Source organism: Streptomyces sp. NPDC001348 (assembly GCF_053597535.1).
In genome coordinates, this window is record NZ_JBSFIK010000001.1 from 127484 (window position 1) to 149734 (window position 22251).

The window sequence follows — 22251 nt, forward strand, 5'->3', positions numbered from 1 at the left end:
AGGAACGGGGGCCGACACGACTCGTGGGGCGAGGCGTGCCGAAACCGCTCCGCACGCCTCAGCCGGGGCGGCGACAGGTCGCGGTGCCCTGGCGTCGCAGGTCGACGTAGCGACGCGACGTGAAGTTCCGGGCTTGGGCAACCATGGCTGGAAGGGTACGGCAGGAAAGGTGAATCCCACCAGACCGGTAGGGTTCATTCGGGTTCATTTGGTGGGATCCCACAGTCGGCCGACGCCCCGTCAGGTGAGCGAAACCGCCCTGCCTCAGTGACCGGTATCACGCCGTACCCGGTGTAAGCGCCATCCTTTGTCCGGAGCCCACCAAGCCCTCGTTCCAGCCTTTGTCGAGCGCTGACGGTGATCGACTCGAGGTGACCGGGATAGCGTCACGGTGTTCCCACCTGCCCACAACTTTCCGCGGAGTCCTCATGAGCACCGCCACCGCCACCGCTCGCCCCGGCGTAGTCCTCGCCGACCTGCTGCCCGCTTCGCGCGTCCGCGACGTCGCGCTCGTGCTGGGCGGCGCGGTGCTCACCGGCCTCGCCGCCCAGCTGTCCGTCCCGGTGCCCGGCTCGCCCGTGCCGGTGACCGGCCAGACCTTCGCCGCCCTGCTGGTCGGCACCGCGCTCGGCGCCCGCCGCGGCTTCCTCTCCCTCGCGCTGTACGCGCTCGCGGGCGTCGCCGGCGTGCCGTGGTTCGCGGACGGCACCTCCGGCTCCGGCGCGGTGTCCTTCGGCTATGTGCTCGGCATGCTGCTCGCCTCCGCCGTGGTCGGCGCGCTGGCCAGGCGCGGCGCCGACCGCAGCGTGTGGCGCACGGCGGGCACGATGATCCTGGGCGAGGCGATCATCTACGCCGTCGGTGTCCCCTACCTGGCCTACGCCGCCGGCATCCCGGCGTCCGCCGCGATCGCGGCCGGCCTCACCCCGTTCCTGATCGGCGACGCCCTCAAGGCCGCCCTGGCGATGGGACTGCTGCCCACCGCCTGGAAGCTCATCGAGCGCTGATCGCGTAGTTCCTGCGGAAGAGGTCCGCCGGGTCGTACTGGGCCTTCAGACCGGCGAGCCTCTTGCGCGTCGCGTCGTCGTACAGCCCCTCGGTCCGGTCACCGGCGCCCGAGGCGAAGTTGAGCGAACGGCCCAGGGTGGCGTCCGCCAGCAGCGCGAAGGCGGGGTCCAGCAGCGTCCGCGCCGTCTCCCGGTCGCCGGCGGCCAGCAGCTGCAGCACGAACCGCCCCTCGCGGTACGGCACCGAGTTGGGCGCGGGCTCGGTGAGCGCCCCGCCCAGGTGCTTCACCTGCACCACGCACCTGGCCGGCGCGCCCGGCCCGGTGAGCTTCAGCAGTTCACCGGCGGCGGTCGGGTCCAGCTCGCGCAGCACCGCGCTGTCGCCGTGGTAGGCGTTCGGGATGTCCGGGTCGTTGTAGATGGTGTGGGCCTCGGCGTACGGCATCTCCCGCAGCGAGTCGCCGAGCACCGGCCCGATCCGGCGCAGCGGGGCGACGAGTTCGTCCCCGTCCGCACCCGTGTGGGCCACCCGCACCGAGACGACGTACCGCCCCCGCAGATGCGGCGGCAGCGCCGGCACGTCCGGGTACGGGATGACGGCGAGGGCCGAGGTCAGCTCGTCCGGCACGGTCCGCGTCCACTCCTCGTACGCGCGCAGCACCGTCGCCGGGTCCACCTCCTGCCCGTCGAAGGCGAGCGAGCCGCCGTAGACGGTGCGCACCGGTACGAGGTCGATCTCCAGCTCGGTGACGACGCCGAAGTTGTGCCCGGCGCCGAGGAGGGCCCAGTACAGGTCGGGGTCGGACTCGGGGGTCACGTGCCGCAGCCGGCCGTCCGCCGTGACCACGTCCAGCGAACGGACGTGGTCGGCCGCGTAGCCGAACTGCCGGGCCAGGACGCCCAGTCCGCCCCCGAGTGTGTAGGACACCGCGCCCACGCCCGGCGCGGATCCGTTGAGCGGCGCCAGCCCGTACGGCTCGGCCGCCGCGACCACCTGACCCCACCGCACTCCCGCCTGGACACGTGCGGTGCGGGCCTCGGGGTCGACGGTCACCCGGTCCATGCGCCGGGTGGTGATCAGCACGCCGCCCTCCGACGCGTCGGGCAGCCCGTGCCCGGTGGCCTGCACACCGACCGGCAGACCCTCGGCGGCGGCGTACCGTACGGCGGCGATCACGTCGTCGGCCGAGGAGACCGGGAAGACCACGTCGGGCCGCTGGGCTAACCCGGTCTGGAAACCGGCGATCTCCTCGTCGTAGCCGGGGTCGTCGGGGCGGAGGGCGAGCAGGTCTGCGGTGTCGTCCACGAAGGTCATGGCGCACAGTATGGCCGCATCACCTCAAGCCGAAGTCGAGTGATGCGGCCATCGGCCCGGCTCAGTCCCGGCGCGGTCGCCGGGTCCACCACATCCCGGCCGCGCCGGCCGCGACCAGGGCGCCGCCGACCGCGCCGAGCGGCAGCACGCCGTCGCCCGCCCCGGTCTTGGGCAGCTGGTCGCCGGCCGGCCCCACCGGTTTGTTGTCGGTGCCGAGCAGCAGCGGGGTGGCCGGGGCGTCCGGTGACGGATTGGTCGTCCCGAACGGCACCGGTCCCTGCTGCCAGAAGGTCTTCTTCCCGTCGGAACTCCGCACCGGAAGGCAGATCTTCCCGTTCTTGCCCAGGTCGTACGTGGCGTCGACCGCGTACGACTTCGACCTGCCGGCGGCGAGCGGGCCGACCGGGCAGGAGAAGCCGCTGTTCGAACCTTTCGGCAGGTCCTTTTCCGCGATCGCCGAGCAGCCCTTGACGTCGTCGACCTTCAGTCCGTCGAAACCGACCACCAGAAGTTCGATGGCACCGCTGTCCCTGCTTCCGTCGTTCTTCACCGTGGCGGTGATCACCGTCTTCCGCGAGCTGTTGTCGACGGAGATCCGGGACGGCAGCGTGGTCCTCAGCCCGACACCCGCCGGCGCCGCGTCAACCGCCTTTCCCCCCTTACCGCTTGCCGGTCCCTGGTCGTCCGCCACGGCCGTGCACGTGAGCACCAGCACGGCCGAAAAAGACGCCGTGAGCAGCGATCCCGCGATCGCGGCACTACGACGAGAACTCATGTTCGCCCCCTTGCAACCCCCTGGAACTGCGCCTGAATTCGCAGTACTTGAAGAGGTACCACAAGATTTCTCCGCACTATGCTGGTACCGCACGAAGTGTGACCATTGTGTTTCGTACGGGGCGGTCGTTGAGGGGGTGCGGCGGATTGCCGGGGAACACGGGAAATACGGGGAACGCGGGGAATACGGGAAGCGCAGGAAATGCGGGGGATACGGGAAACGCGGGAGACGCGGGCCGCACGGGGATCCGTGGTGTTCCGGGGTTACTGGTGGCGGGCCGCTATCGGCTGGCCGAGAGCATCGGCCAGGGTGGAATGGGGCGGGTGTGGCGGGCCGCCGACGAGATCCTCGACCGGGAGGTCGCGGTCAAGGAGATGCGGATAGACGGCCTCGACGCGGAGGACACGCGTACCCGGCGGGAACGCACGCTGCGCGAAGCGCGGGCCACGGCCCGGATCGACCACCCCAACGTGGTCCGCGTCTACGACGTCGTCGACGCGGGCGAACGTCTGTGGATTGTCATGGAGTTGGTCGCCGGACGCTCGCTGGAGCACATCATGGCGACCGACGGGCCGCTCGGCCCGCGCGAGGCGGCACGGATTGGGCTGGGGCTGGTGGCGGCGCTGCGGCAGGTGCACGCCGGAGGCGTGCTGCACCGGGACATCAAACCGGGGAACGTCCTGGTCGAGACCGCCGGCGACCGGGTCGTCCTCACGGACTTCGGTATCGCGGCCATCCAGGACGCCAAGGCGCTCACCATGGTCGGCATGCTGGTCGGGTCGCCCGACTACATGGCGCCCGAGCGCATCTCCGGCCGCCGCCAGGGACCGCCGTCCGACGTGTGGTCCCTGGGCGCCACCCTGTGCGCGGCCCTGGCCGGCCGCTCGCCCTTCTCCCGCGACACGACCCTCGCCACCCTGCACGCCGTCCTCTACGAGGAACCCGAACTCCCTCCCGGTGCCGGTCCGTTGCGCGACACCCTGGCCGCCCTCCTGGAGAAGGAACCGTCGACCAGGCCGGACCTGACCGAGGTCGAGGAGGCCCTGCGCCCGGTGGCCTACCCGGCCCCGACGCCGACCCTCCGGGTGACGGGGGACGGCCCGGCGGCCCGTGAGGCGCCGGCCGCGGCCGTGCCGGAGGAGCGGCCCACGCCGGTGTTCGTCGACGCGGCGGGGCTGCGGCCGGCCCCGGGTCCTGGGACGCCGGGCCCGGAGGCGGAGCCGGAGCAGGCCCCCGCCTCCGCCTCGGCCTCCCCACCCGCCCCAGGGCCCGCACCCGCCCCAGGGCCCGCACCCGCCCCAGGGCCCGCGCCCGCCCCCGGGCCCGGCGTCCCAGGGCCCGCACCCGCCCCCGGGCCCGCACCCGCACCCGCACCCGCACCCGCCCCCGGGCCCGCGCCCGCCCCGGCCCCTGCAGGCCCACCCGTCCGAGGCGCCGGCCCCGGTGTCTCCCCCAACCGCGCCCAGGCCGTGACCCAGCTCCGCGCACACCACGCTGCGACGGGCGCGCGGAGCGCCCGTTCCGCCGACCACCAGCGGGGCGAGCGATCCGACCCCCGCAACGGTCACCGTCGTACCGCGCTGCTCGCCGCTCTCGGAGTGGTCACCGTCGCCGCGGTGGTGTCCGTCCTGCTGGCCACCTCGGCCGACGGACCGGGGGACGACGCACACGCGGGATCGTCGCCCGCCACGTCCGCGGCGACCTCCGCCGCCCCCTCCACCACACCCGCCGGCCCGTCACCCACCGTCGAGGGCACCTCCCGCCCGCGGAGCCTTCCGCCCGGCGCGCACCGGGAGGCGGGCGGGTACGCCTGGCGGACACCGGAGGGCTGGCGACGGGACGTGAAGACCGGTGCGGAGGTGCACTACACCTCTCCCGACGGCCGCCAGGAACTGGTCGCCAAGTCCTCCCTGGCCCGCGGCCACCTGCTGGACACCTGGCGTGCCTCCGAGCGGAACGCCCGGCAGGGCCGGGACTACGTCAAGATCCGCCTGGCGGAGACGACCTTCCACGGCCACCCGGCGGTGGTCTGGGAGTACACCTTCACGCTCAAGGGCGTCCCCTGGCACGCCCGGCTGCTCGGCTTCGACGCGAACGGGAAGTCGTACCAGGTCAACACCTGGTACCAGCCGGAGAACGAGGGCTCGGCGGTGCAGACGTACGACACGGTCAAGGAGAGTTTCACGGTGCTTTGAACAAACGGAGGAAGGGGAGGGAGGCCCGAGGGCCTCCCTCCCCTTCGCACGCTCACACGTACCGGCGGATCAGACGGACACCTTGTCGGTCTCCGTCTCGACGCCCCCCACCGGCCGGCGGTCGGCGGCCAGCTTCTCCTTCACCACGGCGACCACGATCACGACCGCCGCCACGAGCAGTGACAGCAGTACGGTGGTCCGCCCGCTGTTCGGGCCCTCGGTGTCGGTCAGCATGTAGCCGAGGACGAACACGATCAGCGCGGCCGTGGCCCAGGTCAGGTACGGGTACAGCCACATCTTCACGACGAGCTTCTCCGGGGCCTCGGCCTGGATGATCCTCCGCATGCGCAGCTGCGAGAAGCAGATGACCAGCCAGACGAACAGGGCGACCGCACCACTGGAGTTGACCAGGAAGTTGAAGATCGTGTCCGGGTACTTGTAGTTGAAGAACACGGCGACGAAGCCGAACACGACGGAGGAGACGATCGCGGTCATCGGCACACCGCGCGAGGTGGTCCGGGCGAACGCCTTCGGCGCGTCACCGCGCTCGCCGAGCGAGAAGGCCATCCGCGAGGCGGTGTAGAGACCCGAGTTGAGGCAGGACAGCACCGAGGTCAGCACGATGACGTTCATGATCTGACCGGCGTGCGCGATGCCGAGCGAGTCGAGGGCGGCGACGTACGAGCCCTGCTTCTCGATGGAGGGGTCGTTCCACGGCAGCAGGGAGACGACCACCAGGATGGAGCCGAGGTAGAAGACGCCGATCCGCCAGATGATGCTGTTGGTGGACTTGGTGACCGCCTTCTGCGGGTCCTCCGACTCGCCGGCCGCCAGCGTCGCGATCTCGCTGCCCATGAAGGAGAAGACGACGAGCAGCACACCGGTGAGGATGGCGCCGGGGCCGTGGGGCAGGAAGCCGCCGTGGTCGGTGAGGTTGCCGAGGCCTGCCTTGTCGCTGTGCGCGCCGGGCAGCACACCGAAGACGGCGAGGGCGCCTATCACGATGAACGCGGCGATCGCGACGACCTTGATCCCGGCGAACCAGAACTCGAACTCGCCGTAGGAGCCGACGGAGACCAGGTTGGTGGCGGTGAGCACGATCATCACGATCAGCGCCCAGCCCCACTGCGGGACCGCGGGGATCCAGCCGGCGAGGATCTTGGCGCCGGCGGTGGCCTCCACGGCCAGCACCACCACCCAGAAGAACCAGTACAGCCAGCCGATGGAGAACCCGGCCCAGCGGCCGAGCGCGCGGTCGGCGTGCGCGGAGAAGGAGCCGGAGGTGGGATTGGCGGCGGACATCTCGCCCAGCATCCGCATCACCAGCACCACGAGCGTGCCGACGAGGGCGTAGGAGAGGAGGATGCCGGGCCCTGCGGTGGCGATACCGGTGCTGGAGCCGACGAACAGTCCGGCACCGATCACACCGCCGATGGCGATCATCGACAGATGCCGGTTCTTGAGTCCTGCCTGAAGTCCGGAACCAGGGGTCATGGACGGATTTCCTTTGCGCCGGTGGAGCGGTTTCCCGTACGCGGGGGGACGCCGTTGTGCGGCCTTGTACGAGTCGGTCCAGTGAATCCGAGGCAAAGAAATTCGGGAACCTTTGATTCCGGATCGTTACTTGAGGTTCCCCTGAGGTTCTATGGTCTGACTCACACTTTTCCCTCCCGGCACCCGAGTGCTGCTGCCCCGAAACGCCCGTGTCACACTCGTCCCATGCGTGTGTATCTCGGCTCGGACCATGCGGGCTTCGAACTCAAGAACCACCTCGTCGAATGGCTCAAGGCGGCGGGCCACGACCCCGTCGACTGCGGTCCCCACATCTACGACGCCCAGGACGACTACCCGCCCTTCTGCCTGCGCGCCGCGGAGCGCACGGCCGCGGACCCCGACTCCCTCGGCGTCGTGATCGGCGGCTCGGGCAACGGCGAGCAGATCGCCGCGAACAAGGTGAAGGGCGTCCGGGCGGCCCTGGCCTGGAGCGAGGAGACGGCCTCCCTCGGCCGCCAGCACAACAACGCCAACGTCGTGGCGGTGGGCGCGCGCATGCACACCCAGGAGGAGGCGACCAAGTTCGTCGAGACGTTCCTGGGCACGCCGTTCTCCGGCGACGAGCGCCACGCCCGCCGGATCGACATGCTCTCGGCCTACGAGACGACGGGCGACCTGCCGCCCATCCCGGCCCACCACCCCCAGCAGGACTGAGCGACCGGGGACTGCCGCCCCCGGACCCCCGCTTCGGCCTGAACGGCCTCGTCCGCAATCGCCGGACGGGCTGAGCAGTCCCGACGGAGCCGTCGGGGTGCAGGGGCGGAGCCCCGCGGGGGGTACAGGGGCGGAGCCTTGCGGGGGGTGCAGGGGCGGAGCCTTGCGGGGGGTGCAGGGGCGGAGCCCCGCGAGGGGTGCAGGGGACGCAGTCCCCGCCGGGGTCTGGGGCGGAGCCCCAGGGTGGGGCGACTTCTCATCTGTCCGAGACGGGTGGGTGGGTGGGAAACCCCCGGGGTCTGGGGCGGAGCCCCAGGTGGGGGACTTCCCAGTTGGCTGTCACGGGTGGGTGGGTGGGAAACCCCCAGGGGGCGGGGCGGAGCCCAAGGCCGGGTGGAAACGGGGCCCAGGGACGACAGCCCCTGGCGGAACCCGGGGCGGAGCCCCGGAGAAAGGGACGGCAACCTTGCCCGAGGGACACACCATTCACCGGCTGGCGCACGACTACGCCGCCCACTTCTCCGGCGCGCCCCTCCACGTCACCAGCCCCCAGGGCAAGTTCTCCGACGCCGCCGAACTGCTCACCGGCACGGAACTCACCCGCACCGAAGCCCACGGCAAGCACCTCTTCCTCGGCTTCCGGGACCCCGAGGACACGGACTGGGTCCACATCCACCTCGGCCTCTTCGGCAAGGTCGCCTTCGGTGACGCCCCCGCACCCCCGCCCACCGACACCGTCCGTCTCCGCCTCGCCAACGCCACCTCGTACGTGGACCTCCGCGGCCCCACCACCTGCGCCCTGATCACGGCCACCGAGAAGCAGGCGGTACACGACCGCCTCGGCCCCGACCCCCTCCGCCCGGACGCCGACCCGCAAGCCGCCTACCGGCGGATCTCCCGCAGCCGTACGACGATCGCCGCCCTCCTCATGGACCAGAAGGTCATCGCGGGCGTCGGCAACGTCTACCGCGCCGAGGTCCTCTTCCGGCACCGGATCGACCCGTACCGCGCGGGCCGCGACATCACCCCCGCCCAATGGCGGGCGATCTGGGCCGACCTCGTCGAGCTCATGCACGAGGGCGTCCGCAACAACCGCATCGACACCGTCCGCCCCGAGCACACCCCCGAGGCGATGGGCCGCCCGCCCCGCGTCGACGACCACGGCGGCGAGGTGTACGTCTACCGCAGGGCCACCCTGCCCTGCCACATCTGCGGCACCGGCATCCGCACCGCCGGCCTCGCCGCCCGCAACCTCTTCTGGTGCCCGACCTGCCAGCGCCCCTGAGAGCACCGGCGCCGGCAGACCGGCCCTGTCACTGCGAGAAGTCGTACGTCCGCACGTCGAAGGTCCCGCCCAGGGAGTCCGTCGGCGTCACCGTCACCGTACTGCCGTCGACCGTCACCTTCAGGAAGTGGTACACGTGCGCGTCGCTGGTCGGCACCGGGGCCGCACCGCACGCCGAGCCCTTGGCCTTGCTGTACGACCAGCCGACGGCGTACGCGTCGGTGGCGGAACAGCCCGTGCCGCCCCTGACCGGGGTGGCCTTGGCGCCTCCGCCGCCGGTGACATAGCTGATCACGCCGCCCGGCGGTGCGGTGTTGCGCTGGTAGTCGTGCGCGTGTCCGCTGAACACCAGGGCCACGCCGTTGTCGTGCAGCATCGACTCCAGGCTGGACGGCCCGGCGGAGACGTTGAGGTAGTTGTCGTCGGGCTCCGTGGCGTCGTCCGAGCGCAGCGGGAAGTGGAAGACGGCCATCTTCACACCGCCCGGGTGCGCGGCCAGATCGGAGGCCAGCCACTGGTACTCGGCGGAGGAGACCGTCCAGTGGGCGTCGTGGTCGACCTGGTAGATCGCGCAGTGCGAACCGCACGTGCCACCCGTCGCGGTGCCCGTGTTGCTGTTGCCCCAGGCCGCGTCCAGCATGTAGATCCGTACCCCACCCGTGGCGACCGCGTAGTACGCCGTCGGGTAGGAGCCCGGGCTCGTGCCGTCGATCGACGGGTAGCCGACCATGGCGTAGGTCCCGCCGGAGGCTGTGGCGGCGGCGGCCGTCGGCCAGTTGAGCAGATAGGTGGAGTTCTGGCCGTGGTTGCCGCTCACCGCGAACATCGGGACGCTCATGCCGGGCTGTGCCCAGTACTGGGGGCCGAAGACGGCGCTGACGTCGATGCCCGCCTGGTTCAGGTCGCCGTAGTTGGTCTGCGATCCGCCCTGGTAGGCGACGTCGCCCGCCGACAGTGCGAACCGGACCCCGCTGCGACCGATCTGGGACAGTACATCGGCCTGGTTGACGTTGACCGAGCCGTCGTCGACGCCGCTGTTGGTGGTGTCGCCCCAGTCGCCCAGCACGGCGAAGCTGAACGGCGTGGTGGAACCGACCGCTTCCAGGGTGGTGAACCGGGGGGTGGCCAGGGTGCCGAGCAGGTCCACCGGAGCGCCGCCGCCGGTGTACACCCGGTAGCAGTACGTGGTGCCCGGCGACAGCCCTCCGACGGTCACCGAATTGCGGTACTCGGTCACGGCGTTGATCGTCATCGGGTAGCCGGAGTTGCCGGACGTCACCGCGTACGCCGAGCAGTTGCCGAGCGGGCCGTAGTGGATGCTGCCCTTGCTCTGTGTGGTGGTCCCCCAGTTGACCTGTACCGACGTGGTGGTGAGGTCGGTGAGGTAGGGAGCGCGGGTGAGATGGGCGTCGGCGCCGGGCAGCGCGGCGTGGGCCGGGGCGGTGAAGGCGAGGACGGTGCAGAGCCCGGTGGCGATGACAACAACGGCCTGTGTCAGGCGTCTTCGCGGCGATCGGGCTCCTGTCCGTGAAACGATCGGTTTCCTCATGGCGTGCTTCTTTCGGTGTGACTTCCCGGTCGGCCTGTGCCGCTCCTCGGGCGACGCCGGGCCAGCAGCGTCACCCCCGCCACCAGGACGGTGGCGAACCCGGCCAGCCGAAGCAGGTTCGGCCAGTACGTGAACCGCGCGACGGCGTGCCGGCGTGGCGTGGGCGCCGCGTTCGCGAGGGTGGCCGTCCGTCCGGCGGCCGACCCGCCGCGCAGTTCGCGCAGCACGTCCAGATAGCGCCGTCCATCGGCCACGGACGGTTCGACGTAGGAGTTCTCGCTGAACTCGTTCCAGCTGATCAGGCCCAGTACGTCCGGGTGCGAGCCGACGGCGGCGGTGTACTCGGCGCGCAGTGTCGCGCCGTTCTTGCGCGGCACCTCTTTGCTGCCGCCGACCATCCGGGCGTCGAAGCCCGGTGCGAAGGGGGCGACCCAGAAACCGTGGTGGTCGTGTGCGGCCCGGCCCATGGAGTCGAGCTTGGTGGCGTGCCGCGGGTTGGTGTCGGGGTTCACCGACGACCAGTAGTAGGCGTCGCCGTCGGTGACGTCGGCCAGACGCTCGTAACCCCGTTCGTTCTTCTCGGTGTTGAGCACGAGCAGCCTGCCGCGCACGGGCCGGGTGATACCCGCCACCTCGGCGTGCGTGTACGCCCATGTCCCGCTGAACACGGTGAGCGGTTTGCCGTCCAGCCGGAAGAGCACCGGGCTGTCGGCGAACGACTTGGCGAAGTAGGCGAAGTCCACCGCGACCTTGGCCGCCGGCAGCGGGTGACGCCGGAAGTCCAGGCCCTGGTAGATGATGGATATCTTGAAGTCCTCGGTCGCCGCGACGGACATGAGCAGCCGCAGCCGCCGGTTGTTCACCGGGGTGCTCTTCCAGCTGACGATGAATCCGTTGATGCCCGCCGACTTCGCCCAGGCGATGTGCGTGCGCATGACCGCCGTGTCATCGCTGGAGTACCGGCCGAGTTGCGGATAGTCGGTCTTCGCCCGCTGCCAGGACGACGGCTGGAACCACTGGTAGTAGTAGGCGAGCAGCGGGACGCTCCCGCCCCCCGCACCGGAACGGACGGCCGCCGCGGCCTGTCCGGGCACCGCGCCCAGCAACCCCAGCAGCAGGGTGAGGACGGCCACTGCCGTCCTGGTGCGTCTCATGTCAGCAGCGCCTTCCCGCCGGACGGCTCGCCGGGCGGTTCCCCGGCCAGGTCGCCCGCCTCCGGGAGGCGCGGTTTCCCGCGGGGTTTGGTCCTCCCCGCGGCCCGGCGCGCCGCGGACCGCCCGGCGAACACGAGCCCGACCGCTGTGGCCAGCAGGAGCACGGCGACGCCCACCAGGTCCTCGTCGCCGATCACCTGGACGTCCACCGCACGATCCTTCGACAGCCGCACCTCCTGGCCGGCCGTCACTCCGCCGGCTTTGACGTCGACCGCGTAATGGCCGCGGGGCAGCCCGCGCAGCGTCGCCCTTCCGTCCCTGCCGAACGGGACCGTACGCACCGTCCCGTCCGGCATGGTCACCTTGGCCGCCGAACCGGTGGCGCCCGAGAGCATCGCGTCGTGGGCAGTGATCGTCAGGTCGTGGAACTGCGTGACGAAGACCGGCTTGCCCGAGGCCGCCGGGGTGAAGCGCTGCTTGCCGGCGTCGACGGTGTTCGTGCCGTCCACCATCACGCTCTGCAGCGAGTACGAGATGGTGCGCGTAGTGAGCACACTGTCGCGGAAGACGGGGAGCAGTCCGTCCAGCCACACGGTATGGCCCGGCGGAACCTCGACCCTGCTTCCCGTGTCGCTCCTCATGGTGGCCGAGCTGATCCGCCCTGCCGCGACCGGAGTGCCGTGCTGGTCGGTGAACGAGGTGGTGACCGGGTAGCGGGCGGAGAAGGCCGCGGTGACCGTGTAGTCGGCGCGCAGCGGCAGCCCCTCGACGGACGGACGGAACGCCTGGTCCGGGTCCCGCTGGCCGAACCAGCGGGCGAAGCGGTAGTGACAGTTCCCGGTGTTGACTGCGGCGTCGGCCAGCGTCAGGGAGTGCTCGTCGAAGTCGTGCGATCCGGTGTACTCGGCCTGGCCGTGGGAGTCCGTGACGAGCTGCGTGCCGTCGAAGACGAACCGCACATGGGAGAGCACCGGAACGGTCTGCACGGTCACGGTCACCATCCACGGCTTACGGTGCGGATGCGGTCGTTTGAGCGCGACGGGCCCGGGAGCACGGTGCGGATGCCGTCGCTCGAGGGCGACGTACGCGGCAGCGGATCCGGTCGCCGTGCACACCATCACGAGCGCGCCGAGTACGGCCGCCGCGCGCTGTGCGCGTCGGCGCCAGAGACCGGCCGGCGTCACCGTGCTCGGCGCCGCCATGAGCGCACCCCCTTCGTGAGCCGCTGCCCCACCGCGGCAGTCAGCACCAGCAGGGCGGCGATGCCGACTGCCCCGCCGTACACGCCGTAGACCATCGCCGACCGCACCGGCCGCAGGGCGACCGGTGCCGTCGTCGTGGCGGGGATGAGGTCGGCCGGTCGTGGTCCACCCCGGAAGTCGAAGGCCCGGCCGAGACTGGTCGCCTTGGTGTCCCGGCCGCCGAGCGACTTCAGCCCCCAGTTCTCCTCGACGAACCGCAGCGCGCTCGTCGCGTCGAAGACGGTGTGGTCCACCCGGCCCCGGGGCACATACGGGCTGACCAGCAGCGCCGGCACACGGAAGCCGTAGCCCGGGGGCGGGGCGACATGGTCGTACCAGCCGCCGGAGCCGTCGTACGACCACAGCAGCGCCGAGGAGTTCCAGTAGCCGCTGAGCATCAGCTGTGTGGTCAGATTGCGCACCAGCCGCTGTCCCGCCGGGACGGAACGGGCCGAGCGCTCGCCCGCTCCCGAACTCGCGATGTAGGCGACAGCGGGCAGGCTGCCGTGTTCCAGGTCCACGTAGTACTGGTTCAGGTCCACGATGTGGCTCCGGAGCTTCGGGTCGTCCACGAACCGTCGCGAGTCGAGCAGCGGGACGCGGACCGTCTGGGTGGCCGGATCGCCCTTGGAGCGTTGCCGGAACGTCTGCTTCGGGTCGTAGTCCTCGACGTAGAACTTCCAGCTCACCCCGGCCGCCTGCAGCCGGTCGAAGATCGTCGTGCGGCCGGAGAGCGCAGCGCCGCCCGCGACCCAGTACGCGCGGTTGGCCCGGGTTCCCCGCCGGGCGGAGGCGAAGAAGTGGTCGAAGAGCCGGTAGCGGTCGGCGGCGTTCCAGTAGAAGGGCAGATCGCGCCGGTCGTAGTGGCCCATGGCGGCGGCCCCGTCCCGGCCCTGGCGTTCGTACGCCGCCACGAAGCCGTCCATCTTCCCCCCGTCGTACTGCCGCTCGATCACGGTCTTGCCCGCGGCGAGGGCCGCGGCCGGTGCCGCCTTGCCGTGCAGGGCGTACGGCTTGACGCATTCCTTGTGCGGATGGGCCAGGTCACGTGCCTGGCACGTGTCGGCGGGAAGGCCGTCGGCACCGGGATACGTTCCGAAGTACTGGTCGAAGGTCCGGTCGCCCTGCATCAGGTAGACGAAGTGCCGTACGGGGGTTCTCGGCTGGTGCGCGCCCTCCGCATCCGCGGGAGCGCCGGCCGCGAGGACCAGCATCACCGCGGTCTGTGCGGCGAGCAGCAGCCTTCCCGCCCTGCGCCTCATGTGGCACGCACCTGGTAGATGACGACCAGAGCCTTTCCGCCCTGTCCTCGGGCGGTGAACACGGCTCTCCCGTGGTATTGGTTGATCAGCGTCAGGGCCTTTCCGGTGAAGAAGGGGGTGCGTTTCGCGCTGTAGGAGTCCCACACGACGTACTGGAACTCGCCGTCGCGCAGCGCCCGGTCGGGGTTGGCGACCGGCTCGTAGGAAGGGTTGCGGCTCCGGCGGTCCGGGCTCACCGACAGCGCCTGCGCCCTGCGGTGTCCGTAGAACTGGAGCACATTGCCCATCGACGGTCCGATCACCAGCAGTTGGGCGCCCTCCGGCACATGTACGTGCAGCCACGTTCCCGCCTCCCGCCCGCCGGGCAGCCCGCCGGAACCGGCGAGGAAGGTGCCGTCATGGGACGGGGCCACCCGCTGCCACGCGGGCACGACGAGGCTCGCCGCCACGGCGAGGGTCAGCGCCACCGCCGCGGCACGCGGCAGCCGGACGCGCCGCATCTCCGGCCAGGGCAGTGACGGCAGACGGCGCAGAGTGCGGCCGGCCAGCACCGCCAGCGGCGGTGCGATGGGAAGCAGGTACTGGAAGCCCTTCACCGGCCAGATGGTGAAGAACAGCATGGGGACGCCGATCCAGCACACCAGCAGCCGCTCCCGCCAGGTGTTCTCCCGGCGCAGCCAGACCAGCCCGGCGCCGGCCGCGACCAGCACCAGCGGGCCGACGGCGGGCGGAACGGACGTGAAGTAGAAGGTCCATGGGTGGTTCGGCCGGCGGAAGAGCTGCCACACGAGATAGGCGCCACCTGTGCGGGACCGGTCGGACAGCGCCAGCGCCAGCGGCGACGCCGCCGCCACCACCGTCATCGCGAGCAGCGCCGGCAGCAGTTGCCGCCACCGCATCCGTACGGCCGGGGTCAGGGCGAAGAACGCGTACAGCCCGCCCAGCAGAACGACGCTGGTCTCCTTCGCGAGCACGGTGACGCCCATCATCCCGGCGGCTGCGAGCAACCACCGCCGGCCCGGCCACTCGGCGAAACGCACGACGCAGTAGAGCGCCGCCGTCGCGCACAGCGTCATGGTCCCGTCCAGCAGCACCTGCCGGCTGACCACCACGTGGTACGGCATCACCGCGAGCAGCAGCGCCGCGACGAGTCCGGCCGTACGGTCGTACAGCCTGGCACCGAGCCCGTACGTCATGGCGACCGCCGCCACGCCGATGGCCGCGGGCACCGCGCGGGCCGTCCAGTCGCTGAGGTGGACGCGCAGCACCAGTGACAACAGCGCCTGGAACAGCACCGGGTGGGCCCGGAACACCGGGAAGACGGAACCGAGGGAGCTGTTGCCGGCGAGGGAGGCGGCTGTGCCGGTGTAGACGGCCTCGTCGCTGTTGAACCCCACCGCTGTGAGGCGCCAGAAGCGCAAGCCGGCGGCGAGGGCGAGTACGGCGGTCAGCGGTATCGCCGAGGCGAGCCGCAGCAGGGCCGCCGAGCCGCGAGCGGGCCGGCCCGCACCGCCGCGGGGGCGGGCGGTGCGGGCCGGTTCCCGGGTGCTGGAGTCCGGCGCATTGGACTCCACCACCGCGCCGGACCGGCCAGGGGGGTCGGCCGGCCCGGCAGTCCCGGTGGTTCTCCTCACCTCGGTTCCCTCGATGCCGGCCTCGGCCGTCTCGAGGGAACCGAGCGACTCGGTGGGCTCTTTCACGACGCGATCGGCCCGGGGGCCAGGCGGACTCCCCAGCGCGGCCAGGCCTCGGCCCGCGCCCCCTCCTCCTCGGCCGCCCGCTGCGGCGCGGCCGCCGTCGGCGTGCTGCCGTTCAGGTCCGTACGCGTCCCTCCGCGCTCTTCGGCGAGCAGCCGGGGAATCTCGTCGGCCCATCCGAAGCGGTCCGAGGCCAGCACCCGGGTGCGCACCCCGGACAGGAAGCCGCCCAGGATCTCCCGCTCCAGCGCTTTGAGCTGCGGATACGTCAGCCCGCCGATGGTGATCGCCGGGGCGAAGTAGCGGTAGGGCGGGAAGCCGTACGCGTCCTCGGTGTTGAGGAGCATCCGCTCCAGCGCCTCGGCCTGGTCGAGGTCGCGCAGGCCGGGCATGCCGCGCTCGATGACGAACAGCTCCTCGACCCTGGTGGTGCTGCCCATACGGCACGGAACCAGCCGGTCGACGCTGTACTTCGGCGGCGGCACCAGGATCTGGGTGACCGCGTTGATGCCCATGATCGGCAGGTTGAAGCGGGCCAGGGCGAGTGCCAGCGAGCGGCCCCCCTTGGAGTGCAGACGGCTCTGCAGGTTGAGTCTGCGCCACTCGGCGTGGGTCAGGTCGTTGGCGTTCACCGCGCGCAGGGTGTGCGAGCTGATCGTCAGCGGCTTGGGGAAGCACACCGCGTTGCCGTCGGCGTCCACCACCGTCATGTCGTCCGACAGGAACCGCCCGCCGTGCTCGCGCAGCAGTCGCAGGACGGTCGCCGTCTTGCCGGTGTCGGTCAGTGCGGACAGCATCACCCCGACGCCGTCCAGCTCGACGCACGCGGAGTGCAGCAGCATACGGCCGCGGGAGATCAGGACGAACCGGAGCAGCGCCTCGAGCACGTTGGTGTAGACGACGTGCGGCGAGCGGGCCAGCAGTGGTCCGATCTCCACCCTGATCTGCTTCCCCAGACGCACGCTGAAGTTCGCGCCGAAGCGTCCGAGGTGTTCCTCGTAACGGATCGCGGCCGGTTCGGCGGGCTGCGCCTGCTGGGTCAACGAGGCCCGGCGATGCGGGGACCGACGGCCGACGTCCCCGACCCGCACGGCGATGTCCACCTCGTCGTCCGCGATCCACTGGGCGCGGAAGAACTCGAGTTCGGGGAGGCGGATCTGGGAGCCGATCGTGACCGTGCCGGCCACGTCGTAGCGGTAGGGCAGGTACGTCGACCGCTTGCGACCGCCGGCGCGGTGCAGTCCCGCCGCGGTGGCCACCGGGCCGGGGTCGACGAGCAGCCGTACCGGGTCGCGGCCGCCTGCCCTGGCCGCGCCTGTTCCGTAGATCACGCGGTCGCTGACCAGGAAGCGCAGCAGGAAGAGCATGACGAGCGTGGCCGCGTTGGCCGTGAGCACGCCCAGCCCCGACACCACCAGCGCCTGCAGCAGCGGGAGTCGTCCGAGCAGCAGCAGGTTGTTGAGGGAGAAGAAGCGCAGCGCGCGGCCCTTGAAGCTGCCGGAGCCGCGGCCCCGGTAGACCAGACCCTCCACCAGGAGGAAGTTCCATGTGGTGGATGCCTGGGTGGCCAGTGCGGCAGCGACCAGATGGTGCACCCCGAACCGGTCGAACAGCAGCCACAGCGCGGCGGTGTTGACCGCGACCCCGGAGAGCCCGACCAGCCCGAATCCCAGGAATCGCGTCAGTTGCCGAAGTCGTGCGCTGCGGTCGGCGGGCTTCTCGCGGAGCTGGCCGACGAGCCGGTCGCGGCGGAGCCGTGCCACGTGCCGGAGGAAGGCCAGACCCTCACGGAAGGAGGCCTTGGAGTTGCCGGCCTCGCGGGGCGCGAAGGCGTAGGCGACCTCCGCGACGCGCAGCGACGGGTGACGGACGAGCATCTCCAGCAGGATCTTGAAGCCGAGCGGGTTGAGTCTGTTCAGGTCCACCGCGTCGGTGCGGAACGCGAACAGGCCGCTCAGCGGGTCGCTGACGGTCGCCAGCCGTCTCGGGAAGGCGGCCTTGACCATCCGGGTCGTGGCGGTCGAGGTCAGCAGTCTGGACGTGCCGGACAGCCCGGCACTCGACCCGGTGCCCGCGTAGCGGGTGCCGACGACGATGTCCACGCCGCCGCGCATCGCCGTGCGCGCCAGCAGGGCCGCTGCCTCCGGCGGATGTTGCAGGTCGGCGTCCATCACCAGGACCCAGTCGCCCTTGGCGTGCCGGGTGCCGGCGACGACGGCGCCGGAGAGGCCGCCGCCGCGCGAACCGGGCGGGCGGTGCAGCAACCGCACGGGGACGGGGCAGTCCGGGGCGAGGGCGGCGAGGACGCCCGGGGTCTCGTCATCGCTGTCGTCGACGAAGAGCAGTTCCGCGTCGAGCCCGGTCAGTGCCGGGGCCAGCCGCGCCAGCAGCAGCGGGACGCTGTCCTTCTCGTTTCGGGTGGGTATCACGAGGGTCAGCCGGGGTGGGGCGGCATCGAGTCCGCCACCGAGTTCGACGGTCCCGGTTTCGACGGGTGCAGAGGTCAGTTGCGCCATCTGAGGGGTCCCCCCTGGGGAACGCGGGAACCGGGACAGCCGCGCAGCACAGCAGCGGCCGACGTCTCCGGGGTCCCGTGAGCGGGCGTGAAGGAGTACGGCGACCCCTGTCGGCGTACGGTCTCGACGCGGCAAGGGGAACGTGCTGAGAACCTTCGCGGTTCTCGCCTGGTCCATGGTCAGGAGCAGTGGACGGCAAGCACGTGGGGGGCGGGTGCGACGCCGGGACGAGGCTAGCGGTGCCCGTCAGTGTTTGTGGAGTGTTTGGTGTTAATCCGTGAATATTTTCCACAACGTTCACGCAAGATGGTCGCTTTGACACCATTTGCGTAGAATCGCGAGACGAAAAGCCAAGCCGGAACGCATGATTCCGGGGGTGTTGGCCCGGAATCCGGCCTTCGTCGGTTACACCTAAATTAACCCTTTGGGAAGACTGGTTCGCCGATGTGATTTATGGCCAACATGTGCGCATGAAGTCAGACCCGTATGAAGCCGGTCAGACATCGGACAAAGGCGAGCGCATGGCGGCCGTCGTCGCGACCGTCGGTGTCCTGGTGTCGGCGCTGGCCAGTCTCGGCGAGCAACTGCGGCGAGACTTCCCTGACGTCCTTCCGCCCGCGGCGCCCTCCGCGCTGGAGACCCTGCGCACCGAGAACCAGCAGCTCAAGGAGGCCTTGGAAGGGCGCGCCCTCATAGAACGCGCCAAGGGCGCACTCATGGTCCTGCACGGCTGCGACGAGGTCGACGCCTTCGGGATTCTCGTCACCACATCCCAGCGGGAACGACGAAAGGTCCGCGCGGTGGCGGCCGACGTCCTCCAGCAGATCGCCGGTCTGCCACCGATGGCTCCCCAGCCCCCGGCACCCGTATCGCGCGCTCACGTCCGTACCGGTCCCAGCGGCTGACCCCGTGTGCCGGTGCGTTCCGTTGCCCGGCCCGTGGGCCGGCACCACGCCTTCTGCACCACCCTTCAGAACCCGTGCGGCAGCCACGGCGCGACCGCCGACCCGAACCCCACCGACGCCTTGGCCAGCGCACCGTCCCGCAGCTCCCGCACCAGCCCGGCCCCCGCCAGCGAGTCGAGCGAGACACCACCCAGGTATGCCGCCCCCAACTCACGCACGGTGAGGGCGAGATCGGCCGGGTCCGTGGTCCGCGCGCACGACGCGCCCTTCGCATCCCCCATGAGCCGCCAACGCCCGGCGTTCCACGGGCAGAAGGAGTCCTCGACCTCCAACACGACGTCCACCGGCGTCCGGTAGGTACGCGCCTCGAGCGCCGCGCCCACGTCCACCAGCCGCACGTGCAGCGAGTCCCGCACCAGCAGCTCGCACCGCCGGACGTCCGACACCAGGTACTGCCAGGGCTCGTCCACCGGCCGCCGTCGCGCGTCGATCACCGAGGTCAGGTCGATGCCGAACAGGAACCGCCACACCGCGGCGTGCGCCGCCGGGTCCAGCGCCTCCATGTCCTCCAGCGACACCGTCCCCCTGGGCCCGGCCGGCTCCCAGGCAGGCCTGACGCGGAAGCGGGCGTACCCCACCAACTCCCCACCCCGCTCGGCGACCACGCACTGCAACGGCGACGCTCCGTCCCGCTCACTCGGCGGGTCCAGCAGCACCAGCCGTTCCCAGCCGGGCGCCCGCGCCACCATTCCCGGGCGCAGTGGCACCCGCCGGGCGTACAGGGCCTCGCACGCGTCGAGGACGTCGGCCGGCGCGGCGTACCGCAGCCGTACGCCGTCGGTGCCGGGCGGTACCGACAGCCGCACCCGGGTCGTGTCGATCCGCGCGTTGACGTGGTACGTCCCCACGCCGTACCCGAACCGCCCGTAGATGACCGGTTCGGAAGCCGTCAGCACCGCCAGCGGCGCGCCCCAGGACCGTACGTCGTCCAGCTGACGCCGCATCATCGAGGTGAGCACACCGTGCCGCCGGTGCGTGGCGGCCACGCTGACCATGGTGACCCCGGCGGCCGGCACCGAGGCCCCGCCGGGCACCGTCAGCCGGAAGTCGAAGGCCGACGCCGTGCCGATGACCGCGTCACCGTCCCAGACACCGATCGAACGTCCGGTCTCGGTGAGCGAAGCCCACAACTCCCGCTCCTCGGCGGCCTCCGGAACCCCGCCGAAGGCCCGGAGCAGGCTGTCGTACCACTCGTCCCATTCACCCGGGCGCAGGGCCCGCGGTACCGCCGTAGGGCTGTTCGCAAGGTCTGTTCCCATGCACCATGCGTACCAGCGCGTTCTCGGAGCGGGCGACCGAATTTCCGCAGGGTTGCGGCGGAACGGCATCCGGTGAAGTTGACTGTGACGTTGAGCCCCGGACGGGGGATAAGTCGGACCTCCCGTGCCAAGCGGCTGGTCCGATGGATAGGGTCCCGAACTAATGGCAGCAGGACGAGAACGGCGCGCGAAGGCCGAGACGTTCACGGCCCGGTGGAAGATCCAGTGGCACCGGGCCCGCGTCGGCGTGCGCAGAAGCGCGGTGGACTACTTCCGCGGCGACGGCTCGGACTGGATCGCGCTGGCCGGACTGCTGCTGATCATCCCGGTGCTCGCGGCGATGACCCTCGCCAACTCGGTGTGGTGCTCACCGGCCACGCTGGTACTGCCGATCGTGGCCGGCGGTCTGCTGCTGCGTCCCGCGAGCCTGCTCGGGCTGTACGCGGCGGCGGCCACGGCGCTGATCGTGGAGTCGGTGCAACTGGGGCCCTACACCGAGGGTCCGTCCAGGGTCACGCCGGGTGTGGTGCTGGTCGTCGCCGCCTGCGGGTTCTTCGGCCTGCTCACCGCGCAGTTCCGCAGCCGGGTGGGCGTGCCCTGGCGGCGCGGCGGCACCATGCTGTTCGACCTGCGCGAGCGGATCCGGGTGCAGAGCAAGCTGCCGAAGCTGCCGCAGGGCTGGCACCGGGAGATGGCGTTGCGCCCCGCGGGCGGGCAGTCCTTCTCGGGCGACTTCGTGGTGGCGGCCCGTACGAACGGCGGGCGGACGCTGGAAGTCGTGCTCACGGACGTGTCCGGCAAGGGCATGGACGCCGGCTCGCGGGCGCTGCTGCTGTCGGGGGCGTTCGGCGGGCTGCTGGGTTCCCTGCCACCGCACGCCTTCCTGCCGGCGGCCAACGGCTACCTGCTGCGACAGGACTGGGAGGAGGGCTTCGCGACCTCGATCCACCTGGTCCTGGATCTCGACTCCGGGGACTACGAGTTGTACTCGGCGGGCCACCCCCCGGGGCTGCAGCTCAGCGCGGGCAGCGGGCGCTGGGAGGAGAAGGCCGCCGAGGGCCCGCTCCTCGGTGTGTACGACGGCGCCCAGTTCGACCCGGTGAAGGGCTCGCTGCGCCCGGGCGACGTGCTGATGCTCTTCACGGACGGGCTGGTGGAGACCTCCGACCGCGACATCGTCGAGGGCATCGACCGCCTGACCGGCGAGGCCGACCGCTATGTCGCCGGCGGCTTCCACGGGGCGGCCTGGCATCTCATCGAGGCGGTGGCGAAGGACGTCAACGACGACCGGGCGCTGCTGCTGATCTGCCGCGAGGCCTCCCCGGCGGCACACTGAGCCGGCTCGGTCCTCCCACCGGCGAGGAGTGGGGTTTTCCCCCGCCTGGACCCGCCAGCCGTCCTCATGGTCCCGGTGCCCTCCGGATCCGTAGCGTCGGGACGTCAGCTCGACGACGGACGGGAAGGACCCCATGCCAAGCCACTGGGCCGTAGAACTGCACGGAGTGACCCGGCGCTACGGCCGGGGCGGCGCGGCCGTCCAGGCCCTCCGCGGCATCGACCTCACCCTCGCGCACGGCACCTTCACCGCGGTGATGGGGCCCTCCGGCTCGGGAAAGTCGACGTTCCTGCAGTGCGCGGCCGGCCTGGACCGCCCCACCAGCGGGAAGGTGCTCCTCGGCGGCACGGACATCACGGGCATGAGCGAGAACAAACTGACCGCGCTGCGCCGTACCCGTCTCGGCTTCGTCTTCCAGGCGTTCAACCTGCTGCCCTCCCTCACGGTCGAGCAGAACGTCGTCCTGCCGACCCGTCTCGCCGGCCAC

The 22251-nt window shown here is 71.3% G+C and carries 17 protein-coding genes; 7 read left to right on the plus strand and 10 right to left on the minus strand.

The window, feature by feature from the left end:
- Positions 1–428 precede the first annotated feature (428 nt).
- On the plus strand, positions 429–1007 hold the full coding sequence (locus tag ACWC21_RS00625) for a biotin transporter BioY (protein WP_450876600.1): 579 nt from the start codon (positions 429–431) through the stop codon (positions 1005–1007).
- On the opposite strand, the gene ACWC21_RS00630 is transcribed toward ACWC21_RS00625, so the two are convergent.
- Together ACWC21_RS00630 and ACWC21_RS00635 are read right to left on the minus strand one after the other, a co-directional pair.
- Positions 994–2322, minus strand: a complete 1329-nt coding sequence (locus ACWC21_RS00630; protein ID WP_450876602.1) for an FAD-binding oxidoreductase — start codon at positions 2320–2322, stop codon at positions 994–996. The genes ACWC21_RS00625 and ACWC21_RS00630 overlap by 14 nt on opposite strands.
- A 61-nt stretch (positions 2323–2383) precedes the next feature.
- Positions 2384–3097: an LPXTG cell wall anchor domain-containing protein gene (locus ACWC21_RS00635; RefSeq protein ID WP_450876604.1), complete on the minus strand. Its 714-nt coding sequence runs from the start codon at positions 3095–3097 to the stop codon at positions 2384–2386.
- A gap of 266 nt (positions 3098–3363) precedes the next feature.
- Here ACWC21_RS00635 and ACWC21_RS00640 point away from each other — a divergent pair, with 266 nt between their 5' ends.
- Entirely contained in the window at positions 3364–5292 is a 1929-nt protein-coding gene (locus ACWC21_RS00640; protein ID WP_450877013.1) for a serine/threonine-protein kinase, read from the plus strand.
- 69 nt (positions 5293–5361) lie between these two features.
- On the opposite strand, the gene ACWC21_RS00645 is transcribed toward ACWC21_RS00640, so the two are convergent.
- Positions 5362–6786 carry an amino acid permease gene (locus ACWC21_RS00645; RefSeq protein WP_450876606.1) on the minus strand — a complete coding sequence of 475 codons (1425 nt, stop codon included), beginning with the start codon at positions 6784–6786 and terminating at the stop codon, positions 5362–5364.
- A gap of 225 nt (positions 6787–7011) precedes the next feature.
- Here ACWC21_RS00645 and ACWC21_RS00650 point away from each other — a divergent pair, with 225 nt between their 5' ends.
- Both ACWC21_RS00650 and ACWC21_RS00655 read left to right on the plus strand, forming a co-directional pair.
- The gene (locus ACWC21_RS00650; protein WP_450876608.1) at positions 7012–7500 is read left to right on the plus strand and encodes a ribose-5-phosphate isomerase; all 489 of its coding nucleotides are present in this window, start codon (positions 7012–7014) and stop codon (positions 7498–7500) included.
- Positions 7501–7966: 466 nt separating this feature from the next.
- Complete coding sequence (locus tag ACWC21_RS00655) at positions 7967–8785, plus strand: Fpg/Nei family DNA glycosylase (RefSeq protein WP_450876610.1); 819 nt, start codon at positions 7967–7969, stop codon at positions 8783–8785.
- 28 nt (positions 8786–8813) lie between these two features.
- On the opposite strand, the gene ACWC21_RS00660 is transcribed toward ACWC21_RS00655, so the two are convergent.
- From ACWC21_RS00660 to ACWC21_RS00685, 6 genes are read right to left on the minus strand one after another with little or no spacing between them, the layout of a single operon-like run.
- Positions 8814–10334 carry a fibronectin type III domain-containing protein gene (locus tag ACWC21_RS00660; protein WP_450876612.1) on the minus strand — a complete coding sequence of 507 codons (1521 nt, stop codon included), beginning with the start codon at positions 10332–10334 and terminating at the stop codon, positions 8814–8816.
- A complete protein-coding gene (locus ACWC21_RS00665; RefSeq protein WP_450876614.1) occupies positions 10331–11488 on the minus strand; it encodes an endo-1,3-alpha-glucanase family glycosylhydrolase in 1158 nt (385 codons plus the stop codon). The genes ACWC21_RS00660 and ACWC21_RS00665 overlap by 4 nt, the downstream gene beginning before the upstream one ends.
- Entirely contained in the window at positions 11485–12690 is a 1206-nt protein-coding gene (locus ACWC21_RS00670) for a hypothetical protein (RefSeq protein ID WP_450876616.1), read from the minus strand. The genes ACWC21_RS00665 and ACWC21_RS00670 overlap by 4 nt, the downstream gene beginning before the upstream one ends.
- Positions 12669–13991, minus strand: coding sequence for an alkaline phosphatase family protein (locus ACWC21_RS00675; protein ID WP_450876618.1), 1323 nt, complete (start codon positions 13989–13991; stop codon positions 12669–12671). The genes ACWC21_RS00670 and ACWC21_RS00675 overlap by 22 nt, the downstream gene beginning before the upstream one ends.
- Positions 13988–15691 (minus strand): ArnT family glycosyltransferase, encoded by a 1704-nt coding sequence (locus tag ACWC21_RS00680; RefSeq protein WP_450876620.1) that lies wholly within the window; start codon positions 15689–15691, stop codon positions 13988–13990. The genes ACWC21_RS00675 and ACWC21_RS00680 overlap by 4 nt, the downstream gene beginning before the upstream one ends.
- Positions 15688–18204, minus strand: coding sequence for a glycosyltransferase (locus tag ACWC21_RS00685; RefSeq protein WP_450876622.1), 2517 nt, complete (start codon positions 18202–18204; stop codon positions 15688–15690). Before ACWC21_RS00685 ends, ACWC21_RS00680 begins: the two co-directional genes overlap by 4 nt.
- A gap of 470 nt (positions 18205–18674) precedes the next feature.
- Between ACWC21_RS00685 and ACWC21_RS00690 the strand changes: the two genes are divergently transcribed.
- Positions 18675–19109 (plus strand): ANTAR domain-containing response regulator, encoded by a 435-nt coding sequence (locus tag ACWC21_RS00690; RefSeq protein ID WP_450876624.1) that lies wholly within the window; start codon positions 18675–18677, stop codon positions 19107–19109.
- Between the two features lie 65 nt (positions 19110–19174).
- On the opposite strand, the gene ACWC21_RS00695 is transcribed toward ACWC21_RS00690, so the two are convergent.
- Entirely contained in the window at positions 19175–20428 is a 1254-nt protein-coding gene (locus tag ACWC21_RS00695; protein WP_450876626.1) for a GNAT family N-acetyltransferase, read from the minus strand.
- A 163-nt stretch (positions 20429–20591) separates the two neighbouring features.
- Here ACWC21_RS00695 and ACWC21_RS00700 point away from each other — a divergent pair, with 163 nt between their 5' ends.
- The gene (locus ACWC21_RS00700) at positions 20592–21764 is read left to right on the plus strand and encodes a PP2C family protein-serine/threonine phosphatase (protein ID WP_450876628.1); all 1173 of its coding nucleotides are present in this window, start codon (positions 20592–20594) and stop codon (positions 21762–21764) included.
- A gap of 133 nt (positions 21765–21897) precedes the next feature.
- Positions 21898–22251, plus strand: a 354-nt coding sequence (locus ACWC21_RS00705) for an ABC transporter ATP-binding protein (RefSeq protein WP_450876630.1), incomplete at its 3' end; no start/stop codon positions are given.